The organism is Psychroserpens sp. (assembly GCF_047633235.1).
Taxonomy (GTDB): domain Bacteria; phylum Bacteroidota; class Bacteroidia; order Flavobacteriales; family Flavobacteriaceae; genus Psychroserpens.
Window position 1 is genome coordinate 43,285 of sequence record NZ_JBLIET010000016.1, and the last position, 25,830, is coordinate 69,114.

Annotated in this window: 34 protein-coding genes; 15 read left to right on the forward strand and 19 right to left on the reverse strand. The window is 33.9% G+C overall.

Features of this window, described 5'->3' with window-relative positions:
* Positions 1-36: 36 nt before the first annotated feature.
* Positions 37-462: a hypothetical protein gene (locus tag ACJAZK_RS07035; RefSeq protein ID WP_415223289.1), complete on the reverse strand. Its 426-nt coding sequence runs from the start codon at positions 460-462 to the stop codon at positions 37-39.
* 384 nt (positions 463-846) lie between these two features.
* On the opposite strand from ACJAZK_RS07035, the gene greA reads away from it, so the two are divergent.
* Positions 847-1,320: a transcription elongation factor GreA gene (gene greA / locus ACJAZK_RS07040; RefSeq protein WP_028872846.1), complete on the forward strand. Its 474-nt coding sequence runs from the start codon at positions 847-849 to the stop codon at positions 1,318-1,320.
* Positions 1,321-1,533: 213 nt separating this feature from the next.
* Positions 1,534-1,926: an HIT family protein gene (locus tag ACJAZK_RS07045; protein WP_415223290.1), complete on the forward strand. Its 393-nt coding sequence runs from the start codon at positions 1,534-1,536 to the stop codon at positions 1,924-1,926.
* Here ACJAZK_RS07045 and ACJAZK_RS07050 read toward each other — a convergent pair whose 3' ends face one another.
* Together ACJAZK_RS07050 and ACJAZK_RS07055 are read right to left on the reverse strand one after the other, a co-directional pair.
* Positions 1,927-2,283, reverse strand: a complete 357-nt coding sequence (locus ACJAZK_RS07050) for a hypothetical protein (protein WP_415223291.1) — start codon at positions 2,281-2,283, stop codon at positions 1,927-1,929.
* Positions 2,284-2,292: 9 nt separating this feature from the next.
* Positions 2,293-3,498 carry a sensor histidine kinase gene (locus tag ACJAZK_RS07055; protein WP_415223292.1) on the reverse strand — a complete coding sequence of 402 codons (1,206 nt, stop codon included), beginning with the start codon at positions 3,496-3,498 and terminating at the stop codon, positions 2,293-2,295.
* 148 nt (positions 3,499-3,646) lie between these two features.
* Between ACJAZK_RS07055 and ACJAZK_RS07060 the strand changes: the two genes are divergently transcribed.
* From ACJAZK_RS07060 to aat, 3 genes are all read left to right on the forward strand, one after another.
* Positions 3,647-4,516 (forward strand): flavin reductase family protein, encoded by an 870-nt coding sequence (locus ACJAZK_RS07060; RefSeq protein WP_415223293.1) that lies wholly within the window; start codon positions 3,647-3,649, stop codon positions 4,514-4,516.
* Between the two features lie 38 nt (positions 4,517-4,554).
* Positions 4,555-4,926 carry a DUF3127 domain-containing protein gene (locus ACJAZK_RS07065; protein ID WP_147231156.1) on the forward strand — a complete coding sequence of 124 codons (372 nt, stop codon included), beginning with the start codon at positions 4,555-4,557 and terminating at the stop codon, positions 4,924-4,926.
* Between the two features lie 368 nt (positions 4,927-5,294).
* Positions 5,295-5,921, forward strand: a complete 627-nt coding sequence (gene aat, locus ACJAZK_RS07070; protein WP_415223294.1) for a leucyl/phenylalanyl-tRNA--protein transferase — start codon at positions 5,295-5,297, stop codon at positions 5,919-5,921.
* Here aat and ACJAZK_RS07075 read toward each other — a convergent pair.
* Genes ACJAZK_RS07075 through ACJAZK_RS07085 form a run of 3 tightly spaced genes read right to left on the reverse strand, consistent with a single transcriptional unit; the run spans position 5,918 to position 7,719 of the window.
* Complete coding sequence (locus tag ACJAZK_RS07075; protein ID WP_415223295.1) at positions 5,918-6,601, reverse strand: DUF2490 domain-containing protein; 684 nt, start codon at positions 6,599-6,601, stop codon at positions 5,918-5,920. The two genes, aat and ACJAZK_RS07075, sit on opposite strands and share 4 nt — an antisense overlap.
* Positions 6,582-7,169, reverse strand: coding sequence for a hypothetical protein (locus ACJAZK_RS07080; RefSeq protein ID WP_415223296.1), 588 nt, complete (start codon positions 7,167-7,169; stop codon positions 6,582-6,584). The genes ACJAZK_RS07075 and ACJAZK_RS07080 overlap by 20 nt, the downstream gene beginning before the upstream one ends.
* Positions 7,156-7,719, reverse strand: a complete 564-nt coding sequence (locus tag ACJAZK_RS07085; RefSeq protein ID WP_415223297.1) for a DNA-3-methyladenine glycosylase I — start codon at positions 7,717-7,719, stop codon at positions 7,156-7,158. The genes ACJAZK_RS07080 and ACJAZK_RS07085 overlap by 14 nt, the downstream gene beginning before the upstream one ends.
* A 153-nt stretch (positions 7,720-7,872) precedes the next feature.
* On the opposite strand from ACJAZK_RS07085, the gene ACJAZK_RS07090 reads away from it, so the two are divergent.
* A complete protein-coding gene (locus ACJAZK_RS07090) occupies positions 7,873-8,496 on the forward strand; it encodes a thioredoxin family protein (RefSeq protein WP_415223298.1) in 624 nt (207 codons plus the stop codon).
* A gap of 20 nt (positions 8,497-8,516) precedes the next feature.
* Here ACJAZK_RS07090 and ACJAZK_RS07095 read toward each other — a convergent pair whose 3' ends face one another.
* From ACJAZK_RS07095 to ACJAZK_RS07130, 8 genes are all read right to left on the reverse strand, one after another.
* Complete coding sequence (locus tag ACJAZK_RS07095; protein ID WP_415223299.1) at positions 8,517-9,269, reverse strand: hypothetical protein; 753 nt, start codon at positions 9,267-9,269, stop codon at positions 8,517-8,519.
* A 51-nt stretch (positions 9,270-9,320) separates the two neighbouring features.
* Positions 9,321-9,860, reverse strand: coding sequence for a hypothetical protein (locus tag ACJAZK_RS07100; protein WP_415223300.1), 540 nt, complete (start codon positions 9,858-9,860; stop codon positions 9,321-9,323).
* 36 nt (positions 9,861-9,896) lie between these two features.
* Complete coding sequence (gene truB, locus ACJAZK_RS07105; protein WP_415223301.1) at positions 9,897-10,589, reverse strand: tRNA pseudouridine(55) synthase TruB; 693 nt, start codon at positions 10,587-10,589, stop codon at positions 9,897-9,899.
* Positions 10,590-10,594: 5 nt separating this feature from the next.
* A complete protein-coding gene (locus ACJAZK_RS07110; RefSeq protein WP_415223302.1) occupies positions 10,595-11,392 on the reverse strand; it encodes an undecaprenyl-diphosphate phosphatase in 798 nt (265 codons plus the stop codon).
* A 75-nt stretch (positions 11,393-11,467) separates the two neighbouring features.
* Positions 11,468-11,737 carry a DUF3098 domain-containing protein gene (locus ACJAZK_RS07115; RefSeq protein ID WP_415223303.1) on the reverse strand — a complete coding sequence of 90 codons (270 nt, stop codon included), beginning with the start codon at positions 11,735-11,737 and terminating at the stop codon, positions 11,468-11,470.
* Positions 11,738-11,746: 9 nt separating this feature from the next.
* Entirely contained in the window at positions 11,747-12,124 is a 378-nt protein-coding gene (locus ACJAZK_RS07120) for a hypothetical protein (RefSeq protein WP_415223304.1), read from the reverse strand.
* Between the two features lie 40 nt (positions 12,125-12,164).
* Entirely contained in the window at positions 12,165-12,770 is a 606-nt protein-coding gene (locus ACJAZK_RS07125) for a hypothetical protein (RefSeq protein ID WP_415223305.1), read from the reverse strand.
* A gap of 82 nt (positions 12,771-12,852) precedes the next feature.
* Entirely contained in the window at positions 12,853-13,731 is an 879-nt protein-coding gene (locus ACJAZK_RS07130) for a cell division protein FtsX (protein ID WP_415223306.1), read from the reverse strand.
* Between the two features lie 121 nt (positions 13,732-13,852).
* Between ACJAZK_RS07130 and leuS the strand changes: the two genes are divergently transcribed.
* The 6 genes from leuS (at position 13,853) to ACJAZK_RS07160 (ending at position 18,824) form a co-directional block, all read left to right on the forward strand.
* Positions 13,853-16,678 (forward strand): leucine--tRNA ligase, encoded by a 2,826-nt coding sequence (gene leuS, locus ACJAZK_RS07135; RefSeq protein ID WP_415223307.1) that lies wholly within the window; start codon positions 13,853-13,855, stop codon positions 16,676-16,678.
* Between the two features lie 50 nt (positions 16,679-16,728).
* The gene (locus ACJAZK_RS07140; protein ID WP_415223308.1) at positions 16,729-17,028 is read left to right on the forward strand and encodes a DUF6370 family protein; all 300 of its coding nucleotides are present in this window, start codon (positions 16,729-16,731) and stop codon (positions 17,026-17,028) included.
* Positions 17,028-17,387 carry a hypothetical protein gene (locus ACJAZK_RS07145; RefSeq protein WP_415223309.1) on the forward strand — a complete coding sequence of 120 codons (360 nt, stop codon included), beginning with the start codon at positions 17,028-17,030 and terminating at the stop codon, positions 17,385-17,387. Before ACJAZK_RS07140 ends, ACJAZK_RS07145 begins: the two co-directional genes overlap by 1 nt.
* Before the next feature lie 140 nt (positions 17,388-17,527).
* Positions 17,528-18,223 carry a zinc metallopeptidase gene (locus tag ACJAZK_RS07150; protein ID WP_415223310.1) on the forward strand — a complete coding sequence of 232 codons (696 nt, stop codon included), beginning with the start codon at positions 17,528-17,530 and terminating at the stop codon, positions 18,221-18,223.
* 261 nt (positions 18,224-18,484) lie between these two features.
* Positions 18,485-18,622, forward strand: a complete 138-nt coding sequence (locus tag ACJAZK_RS07155) for a hypothetical protein (RefSeq protein WP_415223311.1) — start codon at positions 18,485-18,487, stop codon at positions 18,620-18,622.
* On the forward strand, positions 18,588-18,824 hold the full coding sequence (locus ACJAZK_RS07160) for a hypothetical protein (protein ID WP_415223312.1): 237 nt from the start codon (positions 18,588-18,590) through the stop codon (positions 18,822-18,824). The genes ACJAZK_RS07155 and ACJAZK_RS07160 overlap by 35 nt, the downstream gene beginning before the upstream one ends.
* Before the next feature lie 77 nt (positions 18,825-18,901).
* On the opposite strand, the gene ACJAZK_RS07165 is transcribed toward ACJAZK_RS07160, so the two are convergent.
* The 3 genes from ACJAZK_RS07165 to ACJAZK_RS07175 form a co-directional block, all read right to left on the reverse strand.
* The gene (locus tag ACJAZK_RS07165; protein WP_415223313.1) at positions 18,902-19,675 is read right to left on the reverse strand and encodes a prohibitin family protein; all 774 of its coding nucleotides are present in this window, start codon (positions 19,673-19,675) and stop codon (positions 18,902-18,904) included.
* A 175-nt stretch (positions 19,676-19,850) separates the two neighbouring features.
* Positions 19,851-20,321, reverse strand: coding sequence for an Lrp/AsnC ligand binding domain-containing protein (locus tag ACJAZK_RS07170; protein ID WP_415223314.1), 471 nt, complete (start codon positions 20,319-20,321; stop codon positions 19,851-19,853).
* A 121-nt stretch (positions 20,322-20,442) separates the two neighbouring features.
* Entirely contained in the window at positions 20,443-21,807 is a 1,365-nt protein-coding gene (locus ACJAZK_RS07175) for a saccharopine dehydrogenase family protein (RefSeq protein WP_415223315.1), read from the reverse strand.
* 77 nt (positions 21,808-21,884) lie between these two features.
* Between ACJAZK_RS07175 and ACJAZK_RS07180 the strand changes: the two genes are divergently transcribed.
* Together ACJAZK_RS07180 and pckA are read left to right on the forward strand one after the other, a co-directional pair.
* Positions 21,885-22,280, forward strand: a complete 396-nt coding sequence (locus tag ACJAZK_RS07180; protein WP_415223316.1) for a DUF423 domain-containing protein — start codon at positions 21,885-21,887, stop codon at positions 22,278-22,280.
* Between the two features lie 61 nt (positions 22,281-22,341).
* A complete protein-coding gene (gene pckA / locus ACJAZK_RS07185; protein WP_415223320.1) occupies positions 22,342-23,958 on the forward strand; it encodes a phosphoenolpyruvate carboxykinase (ATP) in 1,617 nt (538 codons plus the stop codon).
* Between the two features lie 77 nt (positions 23,959-24,035).
* On the opposite strand, the gene ACJAZK_RS07190 is transcribed toward pckA, so the two are convergent.
* On the reverse strand, positions 24,036-24,788 hold the full coding sequence (locus ACJAZK_RS07190; protein WP_415223317.1) for a uroporphyrinogen-III synthase: 753 nt from the start codon (positions 24,786-24,788) through the stop codon (positions 24,036-24,038).
* A gap of 15 nt (positions 24,789-24,803) precedes the next feature.
* Positions 24,804-25,457 (reverse strand): DUF4271 domain-containing protein, encoded by a 654-nt coding sequence (locus tag ACJAZK_RS07195; protein ID WP_415223318.1) that lies wholly within the window; start codon positions 25,455-25,457, stop codon positions 24,804-24,806.
* A gap of 164 nt (positions 25,458-25,621) precedes the next feature.
* Here ACJAZK_RS07195 and ACJAZK_RS07200 point away from each other — a divergent pair.
* The coding region (locus ACJAZK_RS07200; RefSeq protein ID WP_415223319.1) for a glycosyltransferase at positions 25,622-25,830 on the forward strand (209 nt) is incomplete at its 3' end.

The window sequence follows — 25,830 nt, forward strand, 5'->3', positions numbered from 1 at the left end:
TCGCCGTCTCTTATAGGTTACATTTCTGAAGAAACTCTAATTGTTTACTATAATATTTGAACCCGAAACGGTGACGCGGTATTCTTTAAGTCCGCATGGTAATTGTACTCCAAGCGCTTGACCAGTAAATAAATTGTATTTATTTTCATCTGCGCAACTACACGTCACTTCTACACCATCACGTTGTAAAAATGAGCATTCATTCTGCACATGATTAGGGTCTGCAGCATCCCAAGCTCTGTAAGTGTCATTTCCAACATTAGTCACATAAATACCTGCATTACCTTGATTGGCAATATAAACGGTATTACTCGTGAACATTAGTTGACTGTATTCTGGTAAGTTTAAATTGAGACTAGCATTTACCCCAAGGTTAATTAAAAAATTACAGTTATTAATTCTATCGTCGTCTCCGCAGTTTATTAGGAGAAAAAACGAAAAAATGAATGCTATTTTTTTCATAAATATAAGTTTTAGGTGGTCAATGACAAATGGAATAATCTAATTCCCCATTATCGGCTGCAATTTACAATATTTTAAATCCAAATTGTATACTAAAACGTCGTTATGAAATTGAAATTTGTAATTAAAGATGAGTTTTTAGAACTCTAAGCACGACCCAGTCATGGTTAAATTTTAACTAGTAATAAAATGATGTATTTTGAAATACAGTTTTTAACTGTGATAGACTTTCTTACACATAATTTGGCCTAGAGTTGAATTAAATATTTTGTATATTTGTATTGAATCTCGTGACAGCGGGATTTTTTCATTAGTCCCGAACTCGTTTCAGGATATTTTGGGTGCAGCTGTCACTGATGTTGTTTAACATTAAACGAATGAATTATGAGTAAAGCATCTTATTATACTCCAGAAGGATTAAAAAAATTAAGAGACGAACTTAAAAGATTAAAAGATATAGAGCGTCCAAGTGCTTCTCAAGCTATTGCTGAGGCTAGAGATAAAGGTGATTTAAGTGAAAACGCAGAATACGATGCAGCTAAGGAAGCTCAAGGTATGCTAGAAATGAAAATAGCTAAGCTAGAAGATACTTTGGCAGGTGCGCGTGTGATTGATGAGTCTCAAATGGACACATCAAAAGCTTTAGTATTGTCTACAGTGAAAATCAAAAATCAAACCAATGGTATGGAAATGATATATACTTTGGTTGCAGATGGTGAAGCCGATTTAGCATCTAATAAATTATCTGTTAATTCTCCTATCGGAAAAGGGCTTTTAGGAAAGTCTGTTGGTGAAGTTGCAGAAGTTCAAGTGCCAAATGGTATTATGAAATTTGATATTTTAGAGATTTCAAGATAAAGTTTCTTGCTTTCTGAAATGAGCTGTTCTAAGACCATCGAATCTTCTAAAAGATAGTTGTCAAACTAAAAATTATAAACAAAAGATTCCTCAGAAAAAAGGAATCTTTTTATATTTAGGGCAACTTGACAGGTTGAGCGCGATCAAAATACTTAGAGTCTTGAACTAGAGGTCCTTTTAACGGTATTCAGGTTAACATAAATCAATAAAACCATGGCATCATCTATTTTTACTAAAATTATTTCAGGCGAAATTCCTTGCTATAGAGTAGCAGAAACCGAAGATTATTTAGCTTTTTTGGATATTAATCCCAATGCTAAAGGTCATACGCTATGTATTCCTAAGAAAGAAGTTGATAAGCTTTTTGAATTAGAGGGAACGTCATATCATGGCTTAATGGAATTTTCAAGGCAAGTGGCTCTGGCCATTGAGAAAGCGGTGTCTTGTAAACGTGTTGGGATGACTGTTATTGGTTTAGAGGTGCCACATGCTCACGTGCATTTAATCCCGTTGAATTCTATGGAAGACGCTCGTTTTATCAATAAAATACAATTAGAGAAAGCCGAGTTTGAAGCTATTGCTGATAGGATTACTTCGTTTTTGTGATTAGAGTTTTAAAACTCCAATCACAAATAACAGCATGATAATGAGGATAACCGCATTGACAACTATTAATATCCAAGACAATTTTTTTAGTTTTAGAGATTTTAGTCTTGGTTGTATGGCGCGTCTTTGATAAGCAACTACTCGCTCAATTTCATTAGTCCATCTGGCTGGGTAAATATCGGTATTACAAGTGTTACAGTGCATTTCATTTATCCGCTCTTCTGTTATGGCTTTATAAAAGTCGTTTTCTACAAGGCGCTGTTTAAAGGTGAGTTCTAAACCTTTGTTAGAATAACATTCTGGACAGTTATTGTTGAGCTGTACTTCTTTTAATGTGAAATAGTTTTGCTTTTTCATGACTTGTAACTACGGTATTAATTTCAATGAAATTTGCATGGTTGTTCCTTTTCCAATTTCAGAATTAAGTACTTTTATTTTTCCGTTATGATAGTCTTCTATAATTCGTTTTGCCAAAGATAACCCTAATCCCCAACCTCTTTTCTTTGTTGTGTAACCTGGCTGAAATACCGAATTATAACTTTGTTTAGAAATCCCTTTTCCGGTATCTTCAACAGTGATTTTTACGTACTTGTCGTCATTGGTGATTACTAATTTTAAAGCGCCTCTTCCTTTCATGGCATCAATGGCATTTTTTACTAAATTTTCAATGGTCCAACTAAATAATTGATCATTGAGGTTGACGTATAATTTTTCTTGAGGAGCACTGATTTCAAAATCAATTAATTTTGAAGATCTTGATTTTAAATAGTCGTAAGATTCAATGGTTTCTTTTACAATATCACAACGTTTTAAGGTTGGCAATGAACCAATTTTGCTAAAACGATCTGTAATGATTTGTAGTCTTGTGATGTCTTTTTCTATTTCAACCAGATAGTCTGGGTTGACGTTTTCGCCTCTCAATATCTCTGTCCAACCCACTAATGAAGATAAAGGTGTTCCAATTTGATGGGCTGTTTCTTTAGCCATACCTGTCCAGAGTTTATTTTGGTCTGCAGTTTTGGTGCTTTTATAAAAGAAATAGGCTACTGCTGCAAACAGTAATATAATTAGAAGTAAGGCTAAAGGATAGTATTTAAGTTTGTTGAGAAGAGATGAATTCCCATAGTAGATTGTCTGATTCGTGTTTTCTATTTTAATTGGTTTGTTTTCTTTACCATATTGGGATATCAGTAACTTGATATTTTCATCTACGTACTTAGATTCTTTAATAGCATGTATAGAATCCACTTCAGTTTTAGTTATAATATTCCTAAAAGTACTAGCTGTTGAGTCGCCATTCATAAGAATCATTGGCGTTGTATTGTTGTTGTCAAGTATTTTCCAAGCCAAGTCCAAATCAGCTAAGATATCATCACTATTATTAATTTCAGATTCTTCAATAGCCTTAAAAATATCTCTTTGAGCAAAAGATGTGATTTCCATTTTACTGCGTTCTTCTGCTTTAAAATTTTGAAAAAATACATATGTATTCCAAAGAATAAGAGATATAATTATAAAAGAAGCCACGATAATAATCCATCGTGTCATATTGCGATTTATGGTAAATGCCATTAACTTATAATTTGATTTTAAATATAAACGTTTTATGTTAATAATATTGTCTTGATAGAGGGTGAATTCATTTTTATAGCGTAAACAATATGGTTACATTTGCATTTCAATATCTTGAAACGCTACTATTTAACTATAAATTAAACAAATGGCATCATTTAATCCAAAAGACATCTCTACAGGCAAATTGCATAGTTACTTATTAAGTGCTGTGGCTCCGAGACCTATTGCTTTTGCGAGTACTATGGATGCTGAGGGGAATCCTAACTTATCGCCTTATAGCTTTTTTAATGTATTTAGTGCGAATCCGCCAATACTCATTTTTTCACCGGCAAGACGTGTTAGGGATAATACCATAAAACATACTTTAGAGAATGTTATGGTAACTAAAGAAGTTGTTATAAATGTTGTAAATTACGATATTGTACAGCAAATGTCATTAAGTAGCACAGATTATGCTAAAGGGGTTAATGAATTTGATAAATCAGGGTTAACCATGTTAGAGTCTGATTTGGTAAAACCTTTTAGGGTTGCAGAATCTCCAGTACAGTTTGAATGTAAGGTCAATGACATTATCCATTTAGGAACCGAAGGAGGTGCAGGAAATTTAATAATTTGTGAAGTAGTCAAGCTTCATATCGCTGATGATGTTTTAGATGACGAAGAAGTCATTGTGCAAGAGAAATTAGATCTTGTAGCAAGAGCAGGTGGTAGTTATTATAGCAGAGCTAAAAATAGCTTTTTTGAAATACCAAAGCCATTGTCTACATTAGGTATTGGTGTTGACGCGATGCCTGATCTAGTTAAGAATAGTATGGTTTTAACAGGTAATGATTTAGGACTATTAGGTAACGTAGAGGCTTTGCCAAATCAAGGTGAAATAGAAGAATTTATAAATACTGTGAGTGAGCGTTATCCTAATATCAAGAACAAGTCTCATCATGAAAAACATAAAATTGCCAGAAACTATTTGAGTTATGGTGATGTCGATAGTGCATGGAAATTGCTACTATCATAAATAATAATAGTCAAAAATTAAATTTAAGGAATACAACAATGGAAGTACAAGGAAAAGTCAAAATGATCGGAGAAACTCAAACGTTTGGAAGTAATGGGTTTAGAAAGAGAGAACTGGTAGTAACCACAGAGGAACAGTATCCACAACATATCTTAGTTGAATTTGTTCAAGACAAAACAGATTTATTGAACAGCTACAAAGTTGGTCAACCAGTGAAAGTAAATATCAATTTAAGAGGTAGAGAATGGGTCAATCCACAAGGAGAGACTAAATATTTTAATTCTGTACAAGGATGGAGAATCGAAGCTGCACAGCCAGAAGGGGATAATGCACCTCCTGTTGCACCGACAGAAGCTTTTGAACCAGCAACAAATTTAAACGAAGAAGATCACGACGATTTACCGTTTTAATCTTCGCTAAGTAAGTTAGCGCTTAATTTAACGTTTACATTAGTATTGGAAGCCTCGTTGAAATCAATGAGGTTTTTTTTATGCAATAATGCTATTAAAATAGATGTTTACTTAGTAGAGGTTATAATCAATTTTGTTAATTCTGGGTAAGTAAACCGTTTTGGGTGGGGAATTAAAAAAGCCCCAAATTTCTTCGGGACTTAGTACTGTGGTTTTAGGTTTGATCTTTATAAACAAACTCAAAAAAAAGCAATGTTGAACTAAATTTAATCCACAAAGATCATATCAAATATGGCAAAAAAAGAAAACTTCTCAAAGGATATCCATAAATTTAACATAAGAACTAAATTAGGCGACTTTTGTCAAGCATGCATCTTCTAAATCATACTATAGAATTTCCACCAATTTCCCAAGCGTCTAAAGAGGGTATATTGGCTATTGGAGGTGACCTGTGCCCTGAGCGTTTGATGCTCGCATACAAAAGTGGAATCTTCCCATGGTTTGACAAGGAAGAGCCTCTAATCTGGTGGTCTCCAGATCCTCGATTTGTTCTGTTTCCGGAGCAATTAAAAGTGTCTAAAAGTATGAAGCAAGTACTTAGAAATAGTGATTTTGAAATTACAATAAATAAAGATTTTGAGTCTGTCATTAATGAGTGTTCAAGAATAAAACGAGATGGTCAAGCGGGTACTTGGATTACTAAAAGTATGACAGAAGCTTACATTAAGTTACATGAATTAGGCTATGCAAAATCTGTTGAGGTTTGGTTAGATCACCAACTTGTTGGAGGTTTGTATGGTATTGATGTTAACAACGGTGTGTTTTGTGGTGAAAGCATGTTTAGCCTTGTAAGTAATGCTAGTAAAGTAGGTTTTATCACGTTTATTCAAAATTCAAATTACAAGCTTATTGATTGTCAGGTATATACCAGTCATCTCGAGAGCCTAGGCGCGCAAGATATATCTAGAGAAGAGTTCTTGGAATATTTGATTTAAATTCTTAATTCTACAGAGGTATTAAAAAATAAGCTCTCACTCGTTTCAATATTCAATGCTTCAAGGCGAAGTTCTAAACCAAATTCTAATCTTAATTTTTCTGATAATTGAATACCAATTGAAGGTGATAAACGATAGCCGATTTCTGGTTTTCTTGAAGAGGAACTCGTTAGTAAAGCTTCATTATAAATCACAAAATACATTTCATCTACGTCTAGTTTTAAACCCTGTAAAGGAATATCTAGAGCTAACCTGTATCTAAATCTAAACGCAGTAAAATCATCATAAAAGCGTTGTTCGCTTCTAAAGCGATGACCAAAGCGTAACGTCTTCAATATAGATCTTCTATTAAACTGTTGTGTGAGTCTAATTTCATTACTAGAGTGTTCAAAAAGATTACGGTTTCTATACATTAAACCCAGTGCTATACTCTGTTTTAAATCTAATTTTAAGGTAGAAAAATGACTCAATTGAACTTGTCGCATCCGGTATATTATTTCGTCATTATTATAAGTGAATGCACGAGAACTTACAGCAAAATTAGTACTGTAATTTTTGGTAAATTCATGGCTTAAAGCGAATTCATGCTCGTGAAGAATTGTGGTCTTATCTTGGGCTTGGCTCCCAAAAGTTGTAAACAACAAGAGTACAACCAGTAGTCTAGTACATGATATATTCATAGCTGTCTGGCTGAAGGTGTCGAGCGTTTAAAAAACGCCCATTTGAATCAAAAGTCATTTCTTTTAGTTGCCATTCTTTATCTGATTTTATGGCAATAATTATTTCGTAATTTGAGTTTATAGAGCAGCTGCTTCTTAGTATAGCGTTTAAAAAATCTACTTCTAAAATTTTACTACTATAGAGGTATTGCTCTTGTATTTTTATAATACTATACTTAGATGCTTGTGTTTCTAAAAATAAATATAAAGCCTCTTTTACTGTTTTTTCTAGCTCTTTTTCTTTGATTGTTTTCTCAATATCCTCTAAAACACCATCACTATTGAACTCAACACTAAACCAATATTTTTTAAATTTAAATTTACTTTCATAGCTTAATTTTTTTTCATCAGTTTCTTGATAGTGACGAATACGTTTTGCGTTTTTGGGTATATTTAGTAAGACGATTTGGGTGTTCTTAGGATATTGATCCATGGAGATTCTAAACTCTTTTTCGTTTTTGTTTTGTGCTATAACACCTGAAAAAGAAAGCAGAGCAATTAAGACGATTAGAACATTAAACTTCATCATATCTAAAACAATTAACGTCATGATCATTCACCATTCCTGTAGCCTGCATGTACGCGTAAATTACAGTAGAACCTACAAATTTAAACCCTCGTTTTTTTAAATCCTTACTTAACATATCACTCAAAGGGGTGTTGGCAGGAGCATCTTTGTGATTTTTAAATTCATTTTTAATTGGCGTTCCGTCAACAAAACTCCAAACGTATTTTGAAAACGAATCAAACTCGTTTTGAATTTTTATAAAAGCTTGCGCATTTGTGGTGGTGGCATTGACTTTTAGCTTATTTCTTATAATGCCTACGTTTAGGAGTAGGCTGTCTATTTTTTTCTGATTGTAAGTTGCTATTTTTTTATAGTTAAAATTATCAAATGCTTCTCTAAAGTTGTCACGCTTTTTTAAAACTGTAATCCAGCTTAGACCTGCTTGAAAGGTTTCTAAAATAAGATATTCAAATAGTGTATCATCATCTTTAACTGGAACACCCCATTCTTCATCGTGATAGGCTTCATAAAGTGGATTGCCTTTACACCAACCACATCTGTGTTTTTCCATATGAATACAAGCTTAGATAAACTGATTTTTAAAAATAGTAAGTTTTTAGTTAATATCTCGTCTTAGTTATAACAAATCAATTTGGGTAATGAGATTATGATTGAAATTATTTATCACTATCGCAGTTTAGCTTAAATTGTAAATCTAAATAAGATGAATACATTGGAGAACAGATCAATTAAAGACATAATTACAGAAAGTTTAAAGCACGCAATTTCATATCAAGATTATCGCAATTTGGTAAAACAGTTAGTGGTGGAAGAATCAACTACTGGAGACGAAAAAACCGAAGCTCTAGCAAATTATACCATGCTTAACGACAGGAGAATGAAGCGTTGGGATAAGACGCTTAAAATTTCCGAAGGCATAAAAGAAAGGGTTGCTGATTTCTCTGGAAATGTAACGTGGTTGGTCATTACAGAAAGTTGGTGTGGAGATGCTGCTCACGTGATTCCAGTACTAAATAAAATAGCAGAGCTATCTCAAAATATTGACTTAAAATTGGTGATTAGAGACGAAAATGAAGACTTGATGGACCAGTTTTTAACTAATGGTGGGCGAGCGATTGCAAAGGTAATAATGATTGACAATGCAACAGGAAACGTGCTTAATACCTATGGGCCAAGGCCAACTTTAGCTACAAAACTAGTTAATGACTATAAAGAGGAACATGGTGTATTAACACCAGAATTTAAAGAAGATTTACAAGTTTGGTACAATACAAATAAAGGTCAAAACGCAATGAGTGATCTTTTAGAAATGCTGAGTGGATTGTAGTTTTTTAGCGTTAAAAACCTCTATTTACTTTTAAAATAGTAAGTAATAGAGCCTATCTGACTCTTGCGATTTGCATCAGTAAAAATAGCATTTTGAGCATATTCTAGAGCGGTATCTATTAAACATTGGTTATCGCTAGACGAGGATGAATTGATATAAGGGCCAGTAACTTGACCTTGCGCATTCACCGTAATATTAACTACAATTTTGCCGCCAGTTTCGCATAAATAAACTGGGGGAGGCAACCTTCTTTTCTCCCGGTTTTTCAAGGAAAATGATACGCTACTATTAGAGTTGCTATGTGTTTTTCTATCAGGTTCTTTGGCTGTATGCATGGCTAAGATATCGTTAGTTTTATTGAAGCGTTCTCGTTCTTTGTCATTAAGGGCATATTGTTTTGAACTTTGAGAAGATGAGGCAGAGGTCAACACGTCTTCAGGATTTTGAGAACTGTCTTCAAGGGCATCGTCTTCTTGTGTTTGCTCTTCATGAGTTGGTGCGTTACTCATGGATTTAAAATTACGCATCATTTCCTTAAACGCTTCATCTTCATTAGAGGCTTCATTAGTGTTAGCCTGTTTCATTGCTTCAAGCGCTTTAAGTTCTTCTTGTAAGACTTTTAATTCTTCTTCGGTTATTGGTTCAATTTCATAGAAGCTTTCAGTAATCAATTCTGATTTTTGCGTTAGACTGAAATTAAACATACCAAGAACTATAGTCCCTGTAATTAAGGACGTAAAGAGGAGTGCTTTATGTTTTTCAACAAAGTTCAAGTAGACTAAATTAAATTGATATTATATATACGGTTAAAATAAGAAAAAAGATTAAAACAACATAAACTCCAAGAAAACGGCGAAGCTAGACAACTTTTCTTCCTGTCTAAAACCAAAGCGTTTTCTGCTAAAGTCAAAACCTATAAGCCATGAATTTTTAAAATCATCATCATAAGCACGATAACCAATTCCTGCTTTATACATATTGCCATTTTCAAATGCTTTTCCCAAATCAATTAACTTACCATAACCCCCTCTAATAAATACTTGATCATCAAAATCAAAGATGTTATAAGTGAAATCTAAATAGACAGGTAAGAAGTTTAAGCTTTGATCGAGATAATGACCGTATTCAATGTTTAAACCAATACTTGACCTTATATCAAATTGATAGCCTAGCGTATTATTGAAGAAAATTCCGTTGAGATTAATAAACGATTCGTCATTATCATTTCCAATGGTATAGTCCTCATTGTTTGTCAATGTCGCAGATAAAGATGCTTTATAAAAAAGTCCGCTAGTTTTTTGATCGTCTTGTGCGTGTAGTATTGTAAAAAAAAATAATAGAAGAAGTGTAGAGATTTGCTTCACGATAGTATCAGTTTAGACCACAATGATTATCAATAATTATTCCGAAGAAAGAGATCCTATAAAATCTTCGGGAGAAATTGCGTTTTTAACATCATAGGCTCCAATTTTGGTGCGTCGAAGAACAGAGAGATGTGCTCCAGAGTTTAAGGCTTTTCCGAAATCATGAGCCAATGAACGTATATAAGTTCCTTTACTACAAATCACGCGAAACTCAATATATAACCCGTCTATTTTGGTGATTTCAAATGTTGATATACTTACTTTTCTAGAGGCGATTTCTACAGCCTCGCCAGCTCTTGCATACTCATATAAACGCTTTCCATCTTTTTTTAATGCCGAAAATACTGGTGGATATTGATCAATCTCTCCAGTAAATTGTTTGGTAGTATTGTGAATGAGTTCTTCAGAAATATGCTCGGTTGGAAACGTTTGGTCTATTTCAGATTCTAAATCGTAAGAAGGTGTTGTACTGCCTAAAACAAAAGTACCTATATATTCTTTATCCTGTCCTTGAAATGTATTGATTTGTTTTGTCATTTTCCCTGTACAAATAATCAATAGACCTGTCGCTAAGGGATCGAGAGTTCCTGCATGACCAACTTTAATTTTTTTAATATTGAAGGCTTGTCTAATTTCCCATCGCAGTTTATTAACGGCCTGAAAAGAGGTCCAAGTTAATGGTTTGTCAATGAGTAAAACTTGACCAGATTGGAAGTCTTCAGCAGTCATAAATTTTATTTATTTGTTAAGGTAAATATAATGGCAGTGAGACCAACAACGACACAGTAAACAGCAAAATAGGAGAGTTTACTCTTTTTTACCAAAGCAATCATCCAAGTACAAGCAAATAGTCCTGCAATAAATGCTGCAATAAAACCAGCACCTAAATTAGTAAAGTTGGAACTATCATAAGTTATGTCTCCGCTTAAAATGTCTTTGGCGATCTTTCCGAAGATAAGAGGCACCACCATTAAAAAAGAAAAACGAGCGGCTTTAGTTTTGTCATTACCCAATAAAACAGAGGTAGAAATTGTTGCTCCAGAGCGTGAAATTCCAGGAAGCAAAGCAATGGCTTGAGATATTCCAATGATTAAAGCATTTGAGAAACTTACTTTTTTCTTGGTATTTTTTGCTCTATCTGCTAAAAATAATAAAGCAGCAGTAACAATAAGCATACAGCCTACAAGTAGAATATTACCTCCAAATAATTGCTCAAGCTGTTCCTCAAAAAAGAGCCCAACAATGACAGCGGGAATCATAGATAATGCAATTTTAGAAACAAATTGTAAATCCTCGTTCCATTCAAATCTTAGAACCCCTTTTATAATATTTAAGATGTCTTTTCTAAATATAACAATAGTACTTAATGCAGTAGCAAAGTGCAAAACAACAGTGAATAATAAGCTTTCTTTTGGCAGAGATTCGTCACCTAGAATAGCTTTTCCTAATTCTAAATGACCACTAGACGATACTGGTAAAAATTCAGTTAGGCCTTGTATAATTCCTAATATTATTGAATCGATAATATCCATGAGGCAAATATCTACATACAAATATCAAATTCCAAATTAGTAATTGGAAACTGAATTATTTCTAATGTCTGGGATTTATAATTTGGATTTTTTCTCTTTATCAGGATTCAACAAAATAGCATAGACTTGGATACCAAACCCTAGTAATACAAGCGTTGGAGCTAACCTGATACGTGTCCAATGGAATATGGAAGGGTCAAAAACATTAGGGTCATCGCTTCCGCCTCCAGACATTATAATAAAACCTATTACAATAGATGCTAAACCAATGAGCATGAATTTATAGTTCTTTTTTCCAAAGATAAACTCGCCTTTAGATGTATCTTTACGTTTCTGTTCTCCCATAGTATGATATTAATCCTCTGTTGCGTCTGCATTAGAGGAAAACTCTGTAAAAATTATCTCATCGTCTATTGCCAATTGCGCAATATGCTCAGAGGTACCATAAAATAAATCTGGTAGGTGCAAAGTAACAGTTTTATTTAAAACTTTCGCGTTAAGAGAATCTAAATTTAATCTGTTTTCTAAACCACGATTGATGTAATAACGGTCTGCACTATTATCATGAAACACAATGTCAAATGATGGTCCTTTAGTTATTTCGATAATCCTAGCAGTTACGATACTGCAGTCTTCAGGTTGTGGGTTCCTAATAATACAGGAGTGAAGCGATAAAGAAACTATAAAAATAATAGTTGTCGCTAGACCAAAATAAAGATTTCGTTTATTCATTTGGTGGGTATTGGTTGATTTCAATACAACGCAATATAAATTAAAGTATTGTGTAGTTTTTCGTTTTAGACAGACCTTCTGAAAAAACAATAGTATTCAACATACTTTCTAGTTTAGCTTTTTGTGTTTCTGTAGTATAAGACAAAATTATAGAAAGGCTAAAACCTTTGCTTATTGTAGTGTAGTATTGCTGTTTAATATCTAGGCCTAAATAATCTAAGGTCACATTCATCATGTCAAAACTGTATTTTCCAATTATGAATTCTTCATCGATCATATCAAACTCATAACTTACAGTGGTTAGGCTGAGCGCTTTTTGAACTTCCTGAAGATATGTTCGACCACGTTTTACATGTGGATACATTTTTGTGTTTTCGGCAACTATAGATAAGGACGGATTGTAAGCAAACAGATCGTCAGGGCCATATTTAAAAAGGGTAAACAGATAGGCATTATTAATTTCAGAGGCTTCCAAAGCTCTTTTATAAGAGTCACTTTCAATAAGCTCTTTGCCAACTTTTGCGATCTCTTTCATCTCCTCTTGTGATTTTACATACCAAGAATCGTCAAATGGCACATGCATTTTAAAATAGTGATTAGAGTATACAGCATTCTCTGTAGACCCAAAATCAAAATTTTCTGGCATCTGCTGTTTTTTTTTACAACCAAAAAATGAAACGACAACCAGAAATAATAAGAGCTTTTTCAAAAGACAAAAGACAAAAGAATTAATAATATAATTGATCGGTTTTTAAATTTAAGAAACGTTGCGTAGCAATAAAGGTGCTAATCCATGTGATGAATATACCAAGGAAAAATATACCTACAAATAAACCGCCAATTAATAGGGGTTGCTGCAGTAATTCTAGTTCTGGAAATGTTCTGTCGAGATAATATAAAACAACGCCCATTCCTAATAAAGCTACGATAGCACCTATAACTCCCAACTGAACACTTTTTAGTACAAATGGTTTTCTAATAAAGCGTTTGGTCGCGCCAACCATTTGCATTGTTTTGATGATAAAGCGTTTAGAATACACAGCTAATCGTATTGAGCTATTGATCAATAAAACGGCAATTAACGTAAAAAGCGCACTAAGAACTAACACCCAAAATGTGATTTTTTTGACATTATTGTTCATCATTTCAACTAAGTCGTTATCGTATTTGATATCCTCAATAAATGCTTTGTTAGATAATTCGGATGTGATGTTATCTAAAGTTTCATTGGTCACATAATCTGCTTTAAGATAAATATCAATGGAGTTTTGTAATGGGTTTGTGCCCAAAAACTCCATAAAATCTTCACCAATATCAGACTTTACAATTTGAGCAGCTTCCTCCTTTGAAACGTAGGTTGCTTCTTTGGTGTAATCTGCCATGGCTAAACTTTTTTGAAGCTGATTTACTTCAACCTTCTTCGCAGTATCGTTTAAATAAATAGTGACAACGACCTGTTCTCTAAAATGGTCGGCTAGTTTTTTAGCATTCAGCACTAATAAACCTAAACAGCCCAATAAAAACAATACTAGACCAATACTGATTACCACAGAAAAGTAAGAAGAAATTAACTTTCGTTTTTGATATTGATCAAAAGATGACGCCATAAAATTTAAGATTAATGCTGTAAAAATATAAAAGAATTCGTTTGTTTAATGATAACAACGCTTAAACTTTTAATTGTGTTGTAATACCTTTAAATTTACGGTCTAAATTTGCAATCAAACCATGAACTACCATTTTAATGATATTGAAGCCAAGTGGCAAAAATATTGGGCAGAAAACCAAACATTTAAAGCTTCTAATACAAGCGATAAACCCAAATATTATGTGTTAGATATGTTTCCTTATCCTAGTGGTGCTGGATTGCACGTTGGTCATCCGTTAGGTTACATTGCAAGTGATATTTATGCGAGATATAAACGTCACAAAGGGTTTAATGTATTGCATCCTCAAGGGTATGATAGTTTTGGTTTACCTGCAGAGCAGTATGCAATTCAAACAGGTCAACACCCAGCAATTACAACAGATACCAATATAAAAACTTACCGTAGACAATTAGATCAAATCGGTTTCTCATTTGATTGGAGCAGAGAAGTACGCACGAGTAGTCCAGAGTATTATAAATGGACCCAGTGGATTTTCATTCAGCTTTTTGAATCTTGGTATAATAAAGATAACAACCAAGCAGAGTCTATCAATACATTAATTTCAGGGTTTTCTTTGGAAGGTAACGCCAACATAAATGCAGATTGTGATGATGATATCACTGTTTTTTCTTCGGAAGAATGGAGTGCTTTGTCTTCGGAACAACAACAAGATATCCTATTAAAATATAGATTAACCTATTTAGCAGAAACGGAAGTCAACTGGTGTCCTGCATTAGGAACCGTTCTAGCAAATGATGAAATCGTCAATGGCGTTTCAGAACGTGGAGGCCATTCTGTGATGCGTAAAAAAATGACGCAATGGAGTATGCGAATTTCTGCTTATGCAGAGCGTTTACTTCAAGGGTTAGAAACCATTGATTGGACAGACTCGCTAAAGGAAAGTCAGCGTAACTGGATTGGGAAATCTGTTGGAGCTTCTGTAACTTTTAATGTGAACAATCACAATGAGGTCATCGAGGTGTTCACAACACGCCCTGATACAATTTACGGAGTCTCATTCATGACCTTAGCACCAGAGCACGATTTAGTATCAAAAATCACAACTGCAGATCAAAAAGCAGAAGTAGATGACTATATTCAAGCTACAGCAAAACGCAGTGAGCGTGATCGTATGGCAGATGTTAAGACCATTTCGGGAGCATTTACAGGGGCTTATGCAGAGCATCCATTTACTAAAAAGCTTATTCCAATCTGGATTGGTGATTATGTATTGTCGGGTTACGGTACAGGAGCAGTTATGTCTGTACCATGTGGTGATCAACGTGACTATGATTTTGCAAATCATTTCAATATTTCTATTCCTAACATATTTGAAAGTGTAGATATTTCCGAAGAAGCATATGGATCTAAAGACAATGTGAAAATTACCAATAGTGATTTTCTAGATGGATTAAATTATAAAAAAGCGAGTAAAACCGCTATTTATGAATTGGAAAAATTAGGTCAAGGTGAAGGTAAAACAAACTATAGATTACGTGATGCTGTATTTTCTAGACAACGGTATTGGGGAGAACCATTTCCAGTGTATTATGTGAATGGAAAGCCACAAATGATAGCTAAAGAACACTTGCCAATTCGTTTACCAGCGGTTGAAAAATACCTCCCAACCGAAGAAGGTGAGCCACCTTTAGGTCGCGCAGACGTTTGGGCTTGGTGTACGGAAAGTCATACGGTTGTAAGCAATGACCAAATAAATAATACAACAGTACACGCTCTAGAACTAAACACCATGCCAGGTTGGGCAGGAAGTTCTTGGTATTTCTTTAGATATATGGAAGATGCGATTCGTGATGAGACCTTTGCAAGTGAAGACGCATTGGACTATTGGGAGAATGTTGATTTATATATTGGAGGAAGCGAGCATGCCACAGGGCATTTACTCTACTCACGTTTTTGGGTAAAGTTCATGAAAGATCGCGGGTTTGTAAATGTGGAGGAGCCCTTTAAGAAGTTGATTAACCAAGGGATGATCTTGGGAACTAGTGCTTTTATTTACCGAAAAGATGGAACAAATAAGTACATCTCAAAAGGATTAATTGCAAATGAAAATATTTATCCTATTCATGTAAAAGTCAAATATATAAACGCATCAGACGAATTAGATATCGCAGGGTTAAAAAAGGATACTGAGTTTGGAGAAGATTATGTAGATGCTGAATTCGTTTTAGAAGATGGTGTTTATAAAGTCGGTCGCGAAGTTGAGAAAATGTCCAAATCTAAATTCAATGTCGTCAATCCAGATGCGATTTGCGAACAGTATGGTGCAGATAGCTTACGTCTCTATGAAATGTTCTTAGGACCTTTAGAGCAGGCCAAACCTTGGAATACTGCTGGCATTACAGGAGTTCATGGTTTTCTTAAAAAATTATGGAAACTCTATATCGATGATAATGGTTTAAAAGTCAATGATGCAGAGCCTTCAAAAGAGGCGTTAAAGACCTTACACAAAACTATCAAAAAAGTAGAAGATGATATTGAGAACTTTTCATTTAATACATCGGTGTCTACATTTATGATTGCATCCAATGAACTCACAGCTCAAAAATGTACGAGTAAAGCTATTCTAGAACCTTTCTTGGTTTTATTATCGCCTTATGCACCGCACATTGCTGAAGAGTTATGGAGTAGACTTGGTAATGACCCATCTATCTCTACAGTTCCATTTCCGAAGTTTGAAGAAAAACATTTGGTAGAGAGTAGTAAAAATTATCCAATCTCATTTAATGGTAAAATGCGTTTTACCCTAGAATTACCGCTGGATATGAATAAAGATGATATTGAAAAAACAGTCATGGCTCATGAAAAAACAATCGCACAACTAGATGGTCGTGTTCCTAAAAAAGTGATTATTGTGCCAGGTAAAATTGTAAATATTGTAGGCTAACGTTATTCAAAGTGCAGCGAAGAAATCTGTTTATTGAAATTATAAAAATCATGAAAAAACCACTATTTATTTTAGTCCTTATTTTAACCACTGCTTGCGGAAACCCTGAAACCCAAACCGTAGAATTATCTTGTGGTCAATGCCAATTTGGTTTAACTTCACAAGACGGTTGCGATTTGGCAGTACGAATAGACGATAAAGCCTATTTTGTTGATGGTGCAGATATTGATGATTTTGGAGATGCTCATGATAAGGACTCAGGCTTTTGCGAAGTGATTAGAACTGCAGAGATCTCTGGAGCAATTATTGATGAACGTTTTAAAGTAAACACCATAGCACTTAAAGACTAATGCGGTTTATACTCAAAAAACATGATAAGGTACTTTTTGTGTTTTTTGCAGCGGCATTAATAGGGTCTTTTTTGATTTGGACTTTTGAGGAGCAGTTTGATGAGAGGGGTTGGAGTGCTAGTCCATCAATGCGTTATCAAATGGCAGATGATATTATTGATAGTGATTTGCTCATTAGAAAATCTAAAGAGGACGTTATTGACCTATTGGGTCTACCTTACGATACAAATCTCTTCGGAAAAGATAATTTTGTTTATAAGCTGGGCAAACCGCCAAGTTTTTCTGAACCTAAAGTAGCGTTACTAATTATTGTTTTTGAATTCAATCATGCTGTTGAAGTCATTGAATCAACAGAATAAGTACAACTTTAATTTTTAAGCCCTTTTTTGTGAGGTCTTAATTCGTTAGAGTGTTAACTGACAAATTTTCCTATCTAGAAATTGGCTCACTTTTTGCTATATGGTTTATTAGATTTTAATTCAAAAAAAACAGGAACGGAATGATTGGATACTACATTCTAATTGGCGCTATAGCATTGGTGAGCTGGTTAGTAAGCAAGAAATTAAAGCAAAAATTCGCAAAATATTCTAAAATACAATTGCGAAATGGTATGAGCGGACGAGAAATCGCTGAAAAAATGCTCGCAGATAATGGTATTAGTGATGTTGAGGTGATTTCGGTTGCTGGTCAATTGACAGATCATTACAATCCAAAAAATAAAACCGTTAATTTAAGTGAAGCGGTTTACAACCAGCATAATGCAGCAGCAGCAGCTGTTGCAGCACACGAATGTGGACATGCAGTACAGCATGCACAAGCATACAGTGCTTTAGGGATGCGGTCTGCTTTAGTGCCAATTGTAAGCGTAACTTCAGGAATGTCTCAATGGCTAGTTATAGGTGGGTTGATTTTTGGCGCTGCAGCTGGTGTTGGATTAGGGTATTGGGTGTCTGTTGCCGGATTGCTCTTTATGGGATTTGCTACCTTATTTAGTTTTATCACTCTACCAGTAGAGTACGACGCAAGTAATAGAGCATTGGCTTGGTTAAAAAATAAAAACATGCTAACTCCAGAAGAATATAAAGGATCTGAAGATGCTCTAAAATGGGCAGCTAGAACATATCTTGTTGCCGCAATAGGTGCATTAGCATCTTTATTATATTGGGCTTTACAAGTGTTTGGAGGTCGAAATTAATCCTTCCGAAGAATAAAGTAACAAACCGAATTGCATTGTTTTACATGTATTCGGTTTTGTTTTTATTCTTGTAAAGCATCTATATTATTTCAAACTTTTGTGCCATTTGGATTAAGTGATATTGGGATGCCAAGAGTAGATTTAGGAGTTAGCGCTGGAGCAGGTGATGGTGTGGAATTTGATCATACAGTTTATACTGGATGATTTTTATTTGCTGCGATATAAGCGGCTAAAATAGTACTGATAAAACCTGCTAATTATATGGGTTCAAATACGAATCCACGAGGATCAGATGCTATTTGTGATGAAGCTTTAGCAGCTCTTCCATTAAAACGTAATACTTCAAATTTATCAAAGAATACATTTGATTTCTGTATTCCTAAACCCATCAAGTGGTAAGGTAAATGTTAAAAATTCTGGAATTGCATTATATGCTTTAATTGTTAAAGTTGTTAATGGTGGTATGATTATATCATTTGATTTAGAGGGAGCTACAGTTGATAGAGAATTTAACCTAAGATCTGTATGGTCTCCAGGAATGTGTTTTATGACAATTTATTCGGAAAACGCATTCATGGTTAAAAAGTTAATAATAAAATAATTGATTCTCAGCTTTATAAATAAAAGGCAACCTAATGAAAGGTTGCCTTTTTGTTTTAAATATAATTAGCTATACAATCAATTTTTATCTGAATTTATGAGATAAGGAGTTTTGCCATCTGTAATTATGATCTTGCTGTTTGCAGATTTGGCTAATTCTTTGAAGGCTTCGATACTCCTTATTTTTATAATTGCAGGTGTTAAACCCTCTGATAAAATTATTTGTGCATCTCTAGTACCTTTGGCTTCGATGATTTTTCTTTCAGCCTCAAGGCGCTCTTGTTGTAAAGTAAATTCCATACGCATGGCGTCTTGCTCTGCTTGTAATTTTTGTTCTATAGAAGAAGATAATCCTCTTGGTAATTGAATACTCTTCATCAAAACAGCTTCTATAATAATACCTTGTGTTTTAAGATTCTCAGCCATTTTTATCTGGATGGCTTCTTCTATATCTGCACGACGACCAGAGTGCATGTCCTTCGCAAAGAATTGTGAACATACATCTGCAGATGCAGATCTGAATACACTAGTAATAACCCCTTTGTAATTTGGACCAATAGTCTCCAAAATATAAGGAACCTTATTGACTTCTAGTCTATATAATATTGAAATTTCGGACTCTACACTTAATCCCTCCTTACTAGGTAAGTTAAGTAATAACTCTAGGTTATTTGTTTGGATAGATTCTTTAATAATTCGCGTTGTAAATGGGTTAAAGACAATGGTTCCTTGAGTGGTTACTTCTGTCTCTAATTTCCCTAATGTTTGCCTGACACCTGCTTCTCCAGGTCTAATTACAGCACAGTTGGTTACTAGCATTGCTAATAAAACCAATAAAATAGTATTTTTCATAACGTAACATTTTTTTGTACATAAATATAATTTATATTTAAATGATATTTGCATAATAAATATTTATGACAACTATAAGCCTTATTAAAAACATAATGGAGGCACAACAGGTATTAAAACAAAAAGGCAACCTTTTATTTAAGGTTGCCTTTTTGTTTTTAGTACTGTTTTAAATTTAAATTTTTATCTGCCTATCAATTTGTTGATTCAATGAAATAAAAGTCTCTGTCCTGGATACGCCCGTTATAGATTGAATGTCTCTATTAAGGACCTGCATTAGGTGCTCATTATCTTTACACAAAATTTTACAGAAGATACTCCAATTACCAGTTGTGTAATGACATTCTAAAACTTCAGGAATTTTTTTTAATTGCTTAACAGCCTCTGGATTACTAATGGCTTTATCAAGAAAAATACCAATAAAAGCCATAGTTGTGTAACCCAAAATCTTTGGATTAATTACAAATTTGGAACCAGAGATTAAACCAGATTTTTCTAATTTACGCAATCGTTGATGAATAGCAGCTCCAGAAATCCCTACAGATCTTGCGATTTCCAAAATGGGTGTTCTTGCATCCTCCATTAGGGCACGTAATATCTTTTTATCGATTCCGTCTATTTGTATGTTTTGATTAACTATTTTCATGTGTTTTTATCTATTCTTTTTCAGTGGTCACATGCTGTCGCTATTAATCATTCTCTTGGGTTATAATGCTCGTTTCATAGGAATAGATGAGTTTTGAGCCAAGCATATTTCCGAAGAAAAATTATACGTTTAAAGGGTTGTATCCTAAATATGGTACTTCCTTCTCAGTAAATTTAATACCAAATTCTTCAAGCTCTTTTAAAATAGGTTCGTAAACTTCTTTTGATATCGGAATTTGGACACCTGGTGTCGTGATTTCTTCATTTAAAATAGCCAAAGTTGCAATCGCTAAAGGTAGTCCAACTGTTTTTGCCATGGCTGTATATGTTTGATCTTCTCCAATGGCAACCATTGTGGAATCTATTTGGTGCATTTCACCATTAAGCTCGTACCCAAATTTATGATACATAACAATCATATCTTTATCGTCCTCTTCAAGCGTCCAACTATCCATTAATATTTTCTGAAGAATTTGTGCTGGTGTTGCTTTTCTGAGCTCGACCATTTTAGTTTTGTTAAAGATATCAACCTCTTCTAATTTGTCCCAAACAATGTCATCTTGGTCAACTTTTAAGGCATGTCTAAACTTTAATTCTACAGAGTCTGTTGGACTATATGGAAGAAAGGAGTTTACGAAATCACGATAGCTCATGTTCTCACTATCATCTATTGTATAGCTATCATCTGTCATCCCTAATTGCACAAACATATTCCAAGCACGACTAAAGCCAACACGACGAATTGTACCACGATACAGGGTTTTAATGGTGTCTAAACCATAAATAGACTGGTATTTTAAAGAATCTCTGTTGGCATAGGCTTCAAAACGACCGTAACCATCAATTTCAAGAAATTCGGTTCTTCTAAAAAGTCGATTGTAAGGGATGTATTTGTAAGTGTTTTCTTGAAGGAATTTTGCAGCACTACCTTGGCCAGCAACGACAACGTTTCTTGGATTCCATGTAAATTTATAATTCCAGAGGTTATTGTCACTCTCAGGAGCTACTAATCCTCCAGTAAATGATTCAAACAGTACTATTTTACCGCCTTTGTCTCTAATGTTATCAATGACTTTTATAGCACTCATGTGATCAATACCAGGATCAACACCTATTTCATTCATAAAAACGAGGCCTTTGTCCGTAACTACTTTGTTTAGCTTTTGCATGTCTTCACTAACATATGAAGCTGTTACCATATTTTTTCCGAAGGCAACACAGTCTTTTGCAACTTCGAGGTGAAATCTCGCGGGAAGCATGGAGACTACAATATCTGCATTTTCTATTGCAGCTTGCCTAGATGATTTGTCAAAAACATCTAAAGTGATTGCATTAGCATTTTCATGATCACCAATTAGTCTTTTCGCATTACCAATATTGATATCTCCAACGATAATATGGAGTTCTTCTTGGGTTGATTTGTCTAATAAATGTTTTATGAGGTAAGAAGTGGATTTTCCAGAACCTATAACTAAAATCTTTCGCATAGTGGGTTGAGTTGAGTAATTTTGTGTCTACGAATTTACTAAATACAAAGGGTTATAAAAACCTTAAGCCAATATATATGAACAAAAAAATTCTTGTCCTAGGAAGTCTTTTAGGTATAATAGCTATTATGCTAGGTGCCTTTGGTGCGCATGGATTAAAATCATTAATCACTTTAGAGGCGATACAAACTTTTGAAGTAGGTGTGCGTTATCAAATGTATAATGCTTTATTTCTTTTATTTATAGGAGGTTTCTCACCAATGTCTGAAAAAACTAAGCGAATAATCTTTTATTTCGTACTCATTGGTGTTTTATTTTTTTCGGGTTCATTATATGCTTTATCAATAAATGATATTATGAATTTTGATTTTAAAGTTGTTGGTTTTGTGACTCCAATAGGTGGATTATTATTAATTATTGCTTGGCTCCTCGTGTTGATAAACTTTTTAAAAATTGACAGTGATAAATCTTAAAATAAGCGGACTACTTTAAAATATTGTTTTAATTTTGCAATCTAAACAACATAAACAAATTATGGTAGACCATACAAAAAAGACGAAAACGATTGCGTTAGAAGCTTACGGTATTAAAAATGCTAAAGTTAAATATCAATTATCCTCAGATGAGCTTCATAGATTGACCATAGAGAAAGGGCAAGGCATAGCGTCTTCTTCTGGTGCTTTGGCTGTTAATACAGGCGAATTTACTGGGCGTTCACCACAAGATAGATTTATTGTTAAAGATGATATCACAAAAGATCGCGTTTGGTGGGGAAAGATTAATATTCCTTTTGACTCTGATAAGTTTGAAGCTTTATACAATAAAGTTACAGACTACCTTTCAAATAAAGAAGTGTTTGTAAGAGACAGTTATGCCTGTGCAGACGATAATTACAGATTGAATATTCGTGTTATAAACGAATACCCTTGGAGTAACATGTTTGCATACAATATGTTTTTACGTCCTACGGGAGAAGAGTTAAAGGATTTCACTCCAGAGTGGACTATCGTTAGTGCGCCAGGATTTATGGCAGATCCTGAAGTCGACGGAACAAGACAACATAACTTTGCAATATTAGATTTTACACGTAAAATTGCCCTAATAGGAGGTACTGGTTATACAGGAGAAATCAAAAAAGGAATTTTTTCTGCTCTTAATTTTATTCTCCCAGTCTTTAAAAGCACCTTACCAATGCATTGCAGTGCTAACGTAGGAAAAGATGGAGATACTGCTATATTTTTCGGTTTATCAGGTACAGGTAAAACGACATTATCTACAGATGCAGATCGTAGTTTGATTGGTGACGATGAGCATGGTTGGACCAAAGAGAATACGGTTTTTAATTTTGAAGGTGGTTGCTACGCTAAAGTGATAAACTTATCTCAAGAACAAGAGCCTGAGATTTATGCTGCAATCAAAAAAGGAGCAATTCTTGAGAACGTCGTCATGAATGATAAAGGAGATGTTCAATTTGAAGATACATCAATCACTCAAAATACTCGAGTTAGTTATCCTATTTACCATATAGAAAATATTAGAAAACCATCAATAGGTGGGAACCCTAAAAACATTTTCTTTTTAACAGCAGATGCATTTGGTGTGTTACCTCCAATTTCAAAGTTAACGCCTAGTCAAGCAGCCTACCATTTTATTTCTGGATATACCGCTAAGGTTGCGGGAACAGAAGCAGGAGTTGTTGAGCCAATGCCAAGTTTTTCAGCTTGCTTTGGAGCACCATTTATGCCTTTACATCCAGCAAAATATGCTGATATGTTAAGCAAAAAGATGAAAGAATCGGGAGTTAATGTATGGTTGGTCAATACCGGTTGGACAGGTGGACCTTACGGAGTAGGAACACGAATGAAACTTAAATATACACGCGCTATGATCAACGCCGTTCTCAATGGTGATTTAGGAGCGTATACCTATGAAAACTATCACATACACTCTGTATTTGGGGTTGCTCAACCAAGATCATGTCCTGGAGTTCCTAATGAAGTGTTGAGTCCAAGAACAACATGGAATAATGATGAAACTTATTATAGAACTGCGCTTAAGTTGTCTAATGCTTTTAGAGAAAACTTCAAAGAGTTTGAAGAGCATGCAACTGAGGAAATACGAAGAGGAGGTCCCCAACGTTATGCGCTATAGAAAAACAATATATGCAGAATAAAAAAAAGCGATTTCAAATTTGAAATCGCTTTTTTTTTATGTTTTAATTAATCGTTTTATTTATTTTTATTAACCTTATCTATGTACTTTTTTAAAGCCATGGTCATAGAGGGTGTTTCTGGAGTAGGAGCAGAAATATCTACTCTTAAACCATGAGCTTCAACAGCTTTTATTGTCGTATTTCCAAAAACAGCTATTCGTGTATCATTTTGTTTAAATCCTGGGAAGTTATGAAATAAAGATTCTATGCCTGATGGACTAAAGAATACTAAAATATCATAATAAACGTCAGCAAGATCTGATAGGTCGCTAATCACTGTCTTATAAAACACAGACTGTTTCCATTTTACTCCTAATTCGTTTAATATTTCCGGAACTTCAGGTTTAAGTTTATCTGTTGTTGGCAATAGAAAAGATTCTTCTTTATATTTTTTAATTAAAGGAGAAAGGTCTGCGAATGTACGTTTACCAACATATATTTTACGTTTTCTATAGACTACATACTTTTGAAGATAGTAAGCGACAGCCTCAGATTGACAAAAATATTTCATCGAATCTGGTACTTTAAAACGCATTTCATCTGCAACTCTAAAGAAATGGTCAACAGAATTTCTGCTTGTTAGAATTATTGCAGTATAATTAGCAAGATCAATTTTTTGTTGTCTTATTTCTTTAGCCTCTACGCCTTCTACATGGATAAAGGGTCTGAAATCAATTTTTACCTTTTGCTTTTCTTGAAGATCAAAGTAAGGGGAGTTTTCTATTTTAGGCTCTGGTTGAGATACTAAAATCGTTTTCACTTTCGTCATATTACTTAAAGTGTTTTAAGCGTTGAAATCTTTAATTAACTTATATAAAATTAGATAGGGACCAATTTCAAGTGCGCAAAGATACAAAATAAAATAGAATATGTTATTTATTAATAGTTTTTGATGATTCTTAAATGAAGTGATAAAGCCAATTAGATTAACTAAAATTATTAGCCCAATAATCACATAAACTAAGTTTCTTGTAGGCTCTAAAGTGTATATTAATAGGCAGTTAGTGGGGAGTAGTATAAATCCTGAGTAATTTTTAAATGTAGTTTTTTGAAATAAGTAAGAGTCGATAAGTTCGTCAATATTAAAAAGGCTTGCAATCAAACGTTCTAGAAGTACTTTCATTAAAAATAAAACACCAATTCCAAAAATTAATTTAAAAAACTCATTAATGTCAAATTCAGATGGATTAACTAGAACACTATAACTGAGAAAGGCAAATATAGAAATGGAAAGTATGCCATTGAAAAATAGAAGCGCATCAAAACCATCAATAAATTTTTGTTCTCTAGCGTATATTTTTAGATACTTAGAATTCCCTATAACGACTAAAAAGTCTTTAAACCGATGTGCAAATAAAAATTTAGACACGGTTATAAGCCCTAAGCCTAATACTAGAAAAATAGTAAACCAATCATTAGAAATTACGTCTCTAAGCATGTTGTAAAATTATGAAGAATATTTGATGATTTAATGTCTTATTGCGAGCAACTAAAAATCATTAACTTCAGGATTAACATTGTTTATGATTTATATAGTTAATTTGAAGTGATAAAACACCTATTTTTGTCGGTAACTAACACGTCGAGTCCGAATATTACTTTATGAGAGATGCTATTGTCATCATACCAACATACAATGAAATAGAAAATATTGAAGCGATACTAAGAGCAGTCTTTTCTCAAAAGAAGTCCTTTGATGTTTTAGTGGTGGATGATAATTCTCCAGATGGGACATCAAAAGCAGTAAAAGCATTACAAAATGAGTTTAGCAGTCAACTTCACTTAATGATTAGGTCTAAAAAAACGGGACT

Bases quoted from the DNA above. Each gene is read 5' to 3' on its own strand.
- ACJAZK_RS07035 (WP_415223289.1), bottom strand. From the start codon at position 462: ATGAAAAAAATAGCATTCATTTTTTCGTTTTTTCTCCTAATAAACTGC.
- greA (WP_028872846.1), top strand. From the start codon at position 847: ATGAGTAAAGCATCTTATTATACTCCAGAAGGATTAAAAAAATTAAGA.
- ACJAZK_RS07045 (WP_415223290.1), top strand. From the start codon at position 1,534: ATGGCATCATCTATTTTTACTAAAATTATTTCAGGCGAAATTCCTTGC.
- ACJAZK_RS07050 (WP_415223291.1), bottom strand. From the start codon at position 2,283: ATGAAAAAGCAAAACTATTTCACATTAAAAGAAGTACAGCTCAACAAT.
- ACJAZK_RS07055 (WP_415223292.1), bottom strand. From the start codon at position 3,498: ATGGCATTTACCATAAATCGCAATATGACACGATGGATTATTATCGTG.
- ACJAZK_RS07060 (WP_415223293.1), top strand. From the start codon at position 3,647: ATGGCATCATTTAATCCAAAAGACATCTCTACAGGCAAATTGCATAGT.
- ACJAZK_RS07065 (WP_147231156.1), top strand. From the start codon at position 4,555: ATGGAAGTACAAGGAAAAGTCAAAATGATCGGAGAAACTCAAACGTTT.
- aat (WP_415223294.1), top strand. From the start codon at position 5,295: ATGCATCTTCTAAATCATACTATAGAATTTCCACCAATTTCCCAAGCG.
- ACJAZK_RS07075 (WP_415223295.1), bottom strand. From the start codon at position 6,601: ATGAATATATCATGTACTAGACTACTGGTTGTACTCTTGTTGTTTACA.
- ACJAZK_RS07080 (WP_415223296.1), bottom strand. From the start codon at position 7,169: ATGATGAAGTTTAATGTTCTAATCGTCTTAATTGCTCTGCTTTCTTTT.
- ACJAZK_RS07085 (WP_415223297.1), bottom strand. From the start codon at position 7,719: ATGGAAAAACACAGATGTGGTTGGTGTAAAGGCAATCCACTTTATGAA.
- ACJAZK_RS07090 (WP_415223298.1), top strand. From the start codon at position 7,873: ATGAATACATTGGAGAACAGATCAATTAAAGACATAATTACAGAAAGT.
- truB (WP_415223301.1), bottom strand. From the start codon at position 10,589: ATGACTGCTGAAGACTTCCAATCTGGTCAAGTTTTACTCATTGACAAA.
- ACJAZK_RS07110 (WP_415223302.1), bottom strand. From the start codon at position 11,392: ATGGATATTATCGATTCAATAATATTAGGAATTATACAAGGCCTAACT.
- ACJAZK_RS07115 (WP_415223303.1), bottom strand. From the start codon at position 11,737: ATGGGAGAACAGAAACGTAAAGATACATCTAAAGGCGAGTTTATCTTT.
- ACJAZK_RS07120 (WP_415223304.1), bottom strand. From the start codon at position 12,124: ATGAATAAACGAAATCTTTATTTTGGTCTAGCGACAACTATTATTTTT.
- ACJAZK_RS07125 (WP_415223305.1), bottom strand. From the start codon at position 12,770: ATGCCAGAAAATTTTGATTTTGGGTCTACAGAGAATGCTGTATACTCT.
- ACJAZK_RS07130 (WP_415223306.1), bottom strand. From the start codon at position 13,731: ATGGCGTCATCTTTTGATCAATATCAAAAACGAAAGTTAATTTCTTCT.
- leuS (WP_415223307.1), top strand. From the start codon at position 13,853: ATGAACTACCATTTTAATGATATTGAAGCCAAGTGGCAAAAATATTGG.
- ACJAZK_RS07140 (WP_415223308.1), top strand. From the start codon at position 16,729: ATGAAAAAACCACTATTTATTTTAGTCCTTATTTTAACCACTGCTTGC.
- ACJAZK_RS07145 (WP_415223309.1), top strand. From the start codon at position 17,028: ATGCGGTTTATACTCAAAAAACATGATAAGGTACTTTTTGTGTTTTTT.
- ACJAZK_RS07150 (WP_415223310.1), top strand. From the start codon at position 17,528: ATGATTGGATACTACATTCTAATTGGCGCTATAGCATTGGTGAGCTGG.
- ACJAZK_RS07155 (WP_415223311.1), top strand. From the start codon at position 18,485: ATGGGTTCAAATACGAATCCACGAGGATCAGATGCTATTTGTGATGAA.
- ACJAZK_RS07165 (WP_415223313.1), bottom strand. From the start codon at position 19,675: ATGAAAAATACTATTTTATTGGTTTTATTAGCAATGCTAGTAACCAAC.
- ACJAZK_RS07170 (WP_415223314.1), bottom strand. From the start codon at position 20,321: ATGAAAATAGTTAATCAAAACATACAAATAGACGGAATCGATAAAAAG.
- ACJAZK_RS07175 (WP_415223315.1), bottom strand. From the start codon at position 21,807: ATGCGAAAGATTTTAGTTATAGGTTCTGGAAAATCCACTTCTTACCTC.
- ACJAZK_RS07180 (WP_415223316.1), top strand. From the start codon at position 21,885: ATGAACAAAAAAATTCTTGTCCTAGGAAGTCTTTTAGGTATAATAGCT.
- pckA (WP_415223320.1), top strand. From the start codon at position 22,342: ATGGTAGACCATACAAAAAAGACGAAAACGATTGCGTTAGAAGCTTAC.
- ACJAZK_RS07190 (WP_415223317.1), bottom strand. From the start codon at position 24,788: ATGACGAAAGTGAAAACGATTTTAGTATCTCAACCAGAGCCTAAAATA.
- ACJAZK_RS07195 (WP_415223318.1), bottom strand. From the start codon at position 25,457: ATGCTTAGAGACGTAATTTCTAATGATTGGTTTACTATTTTTCTAGTA.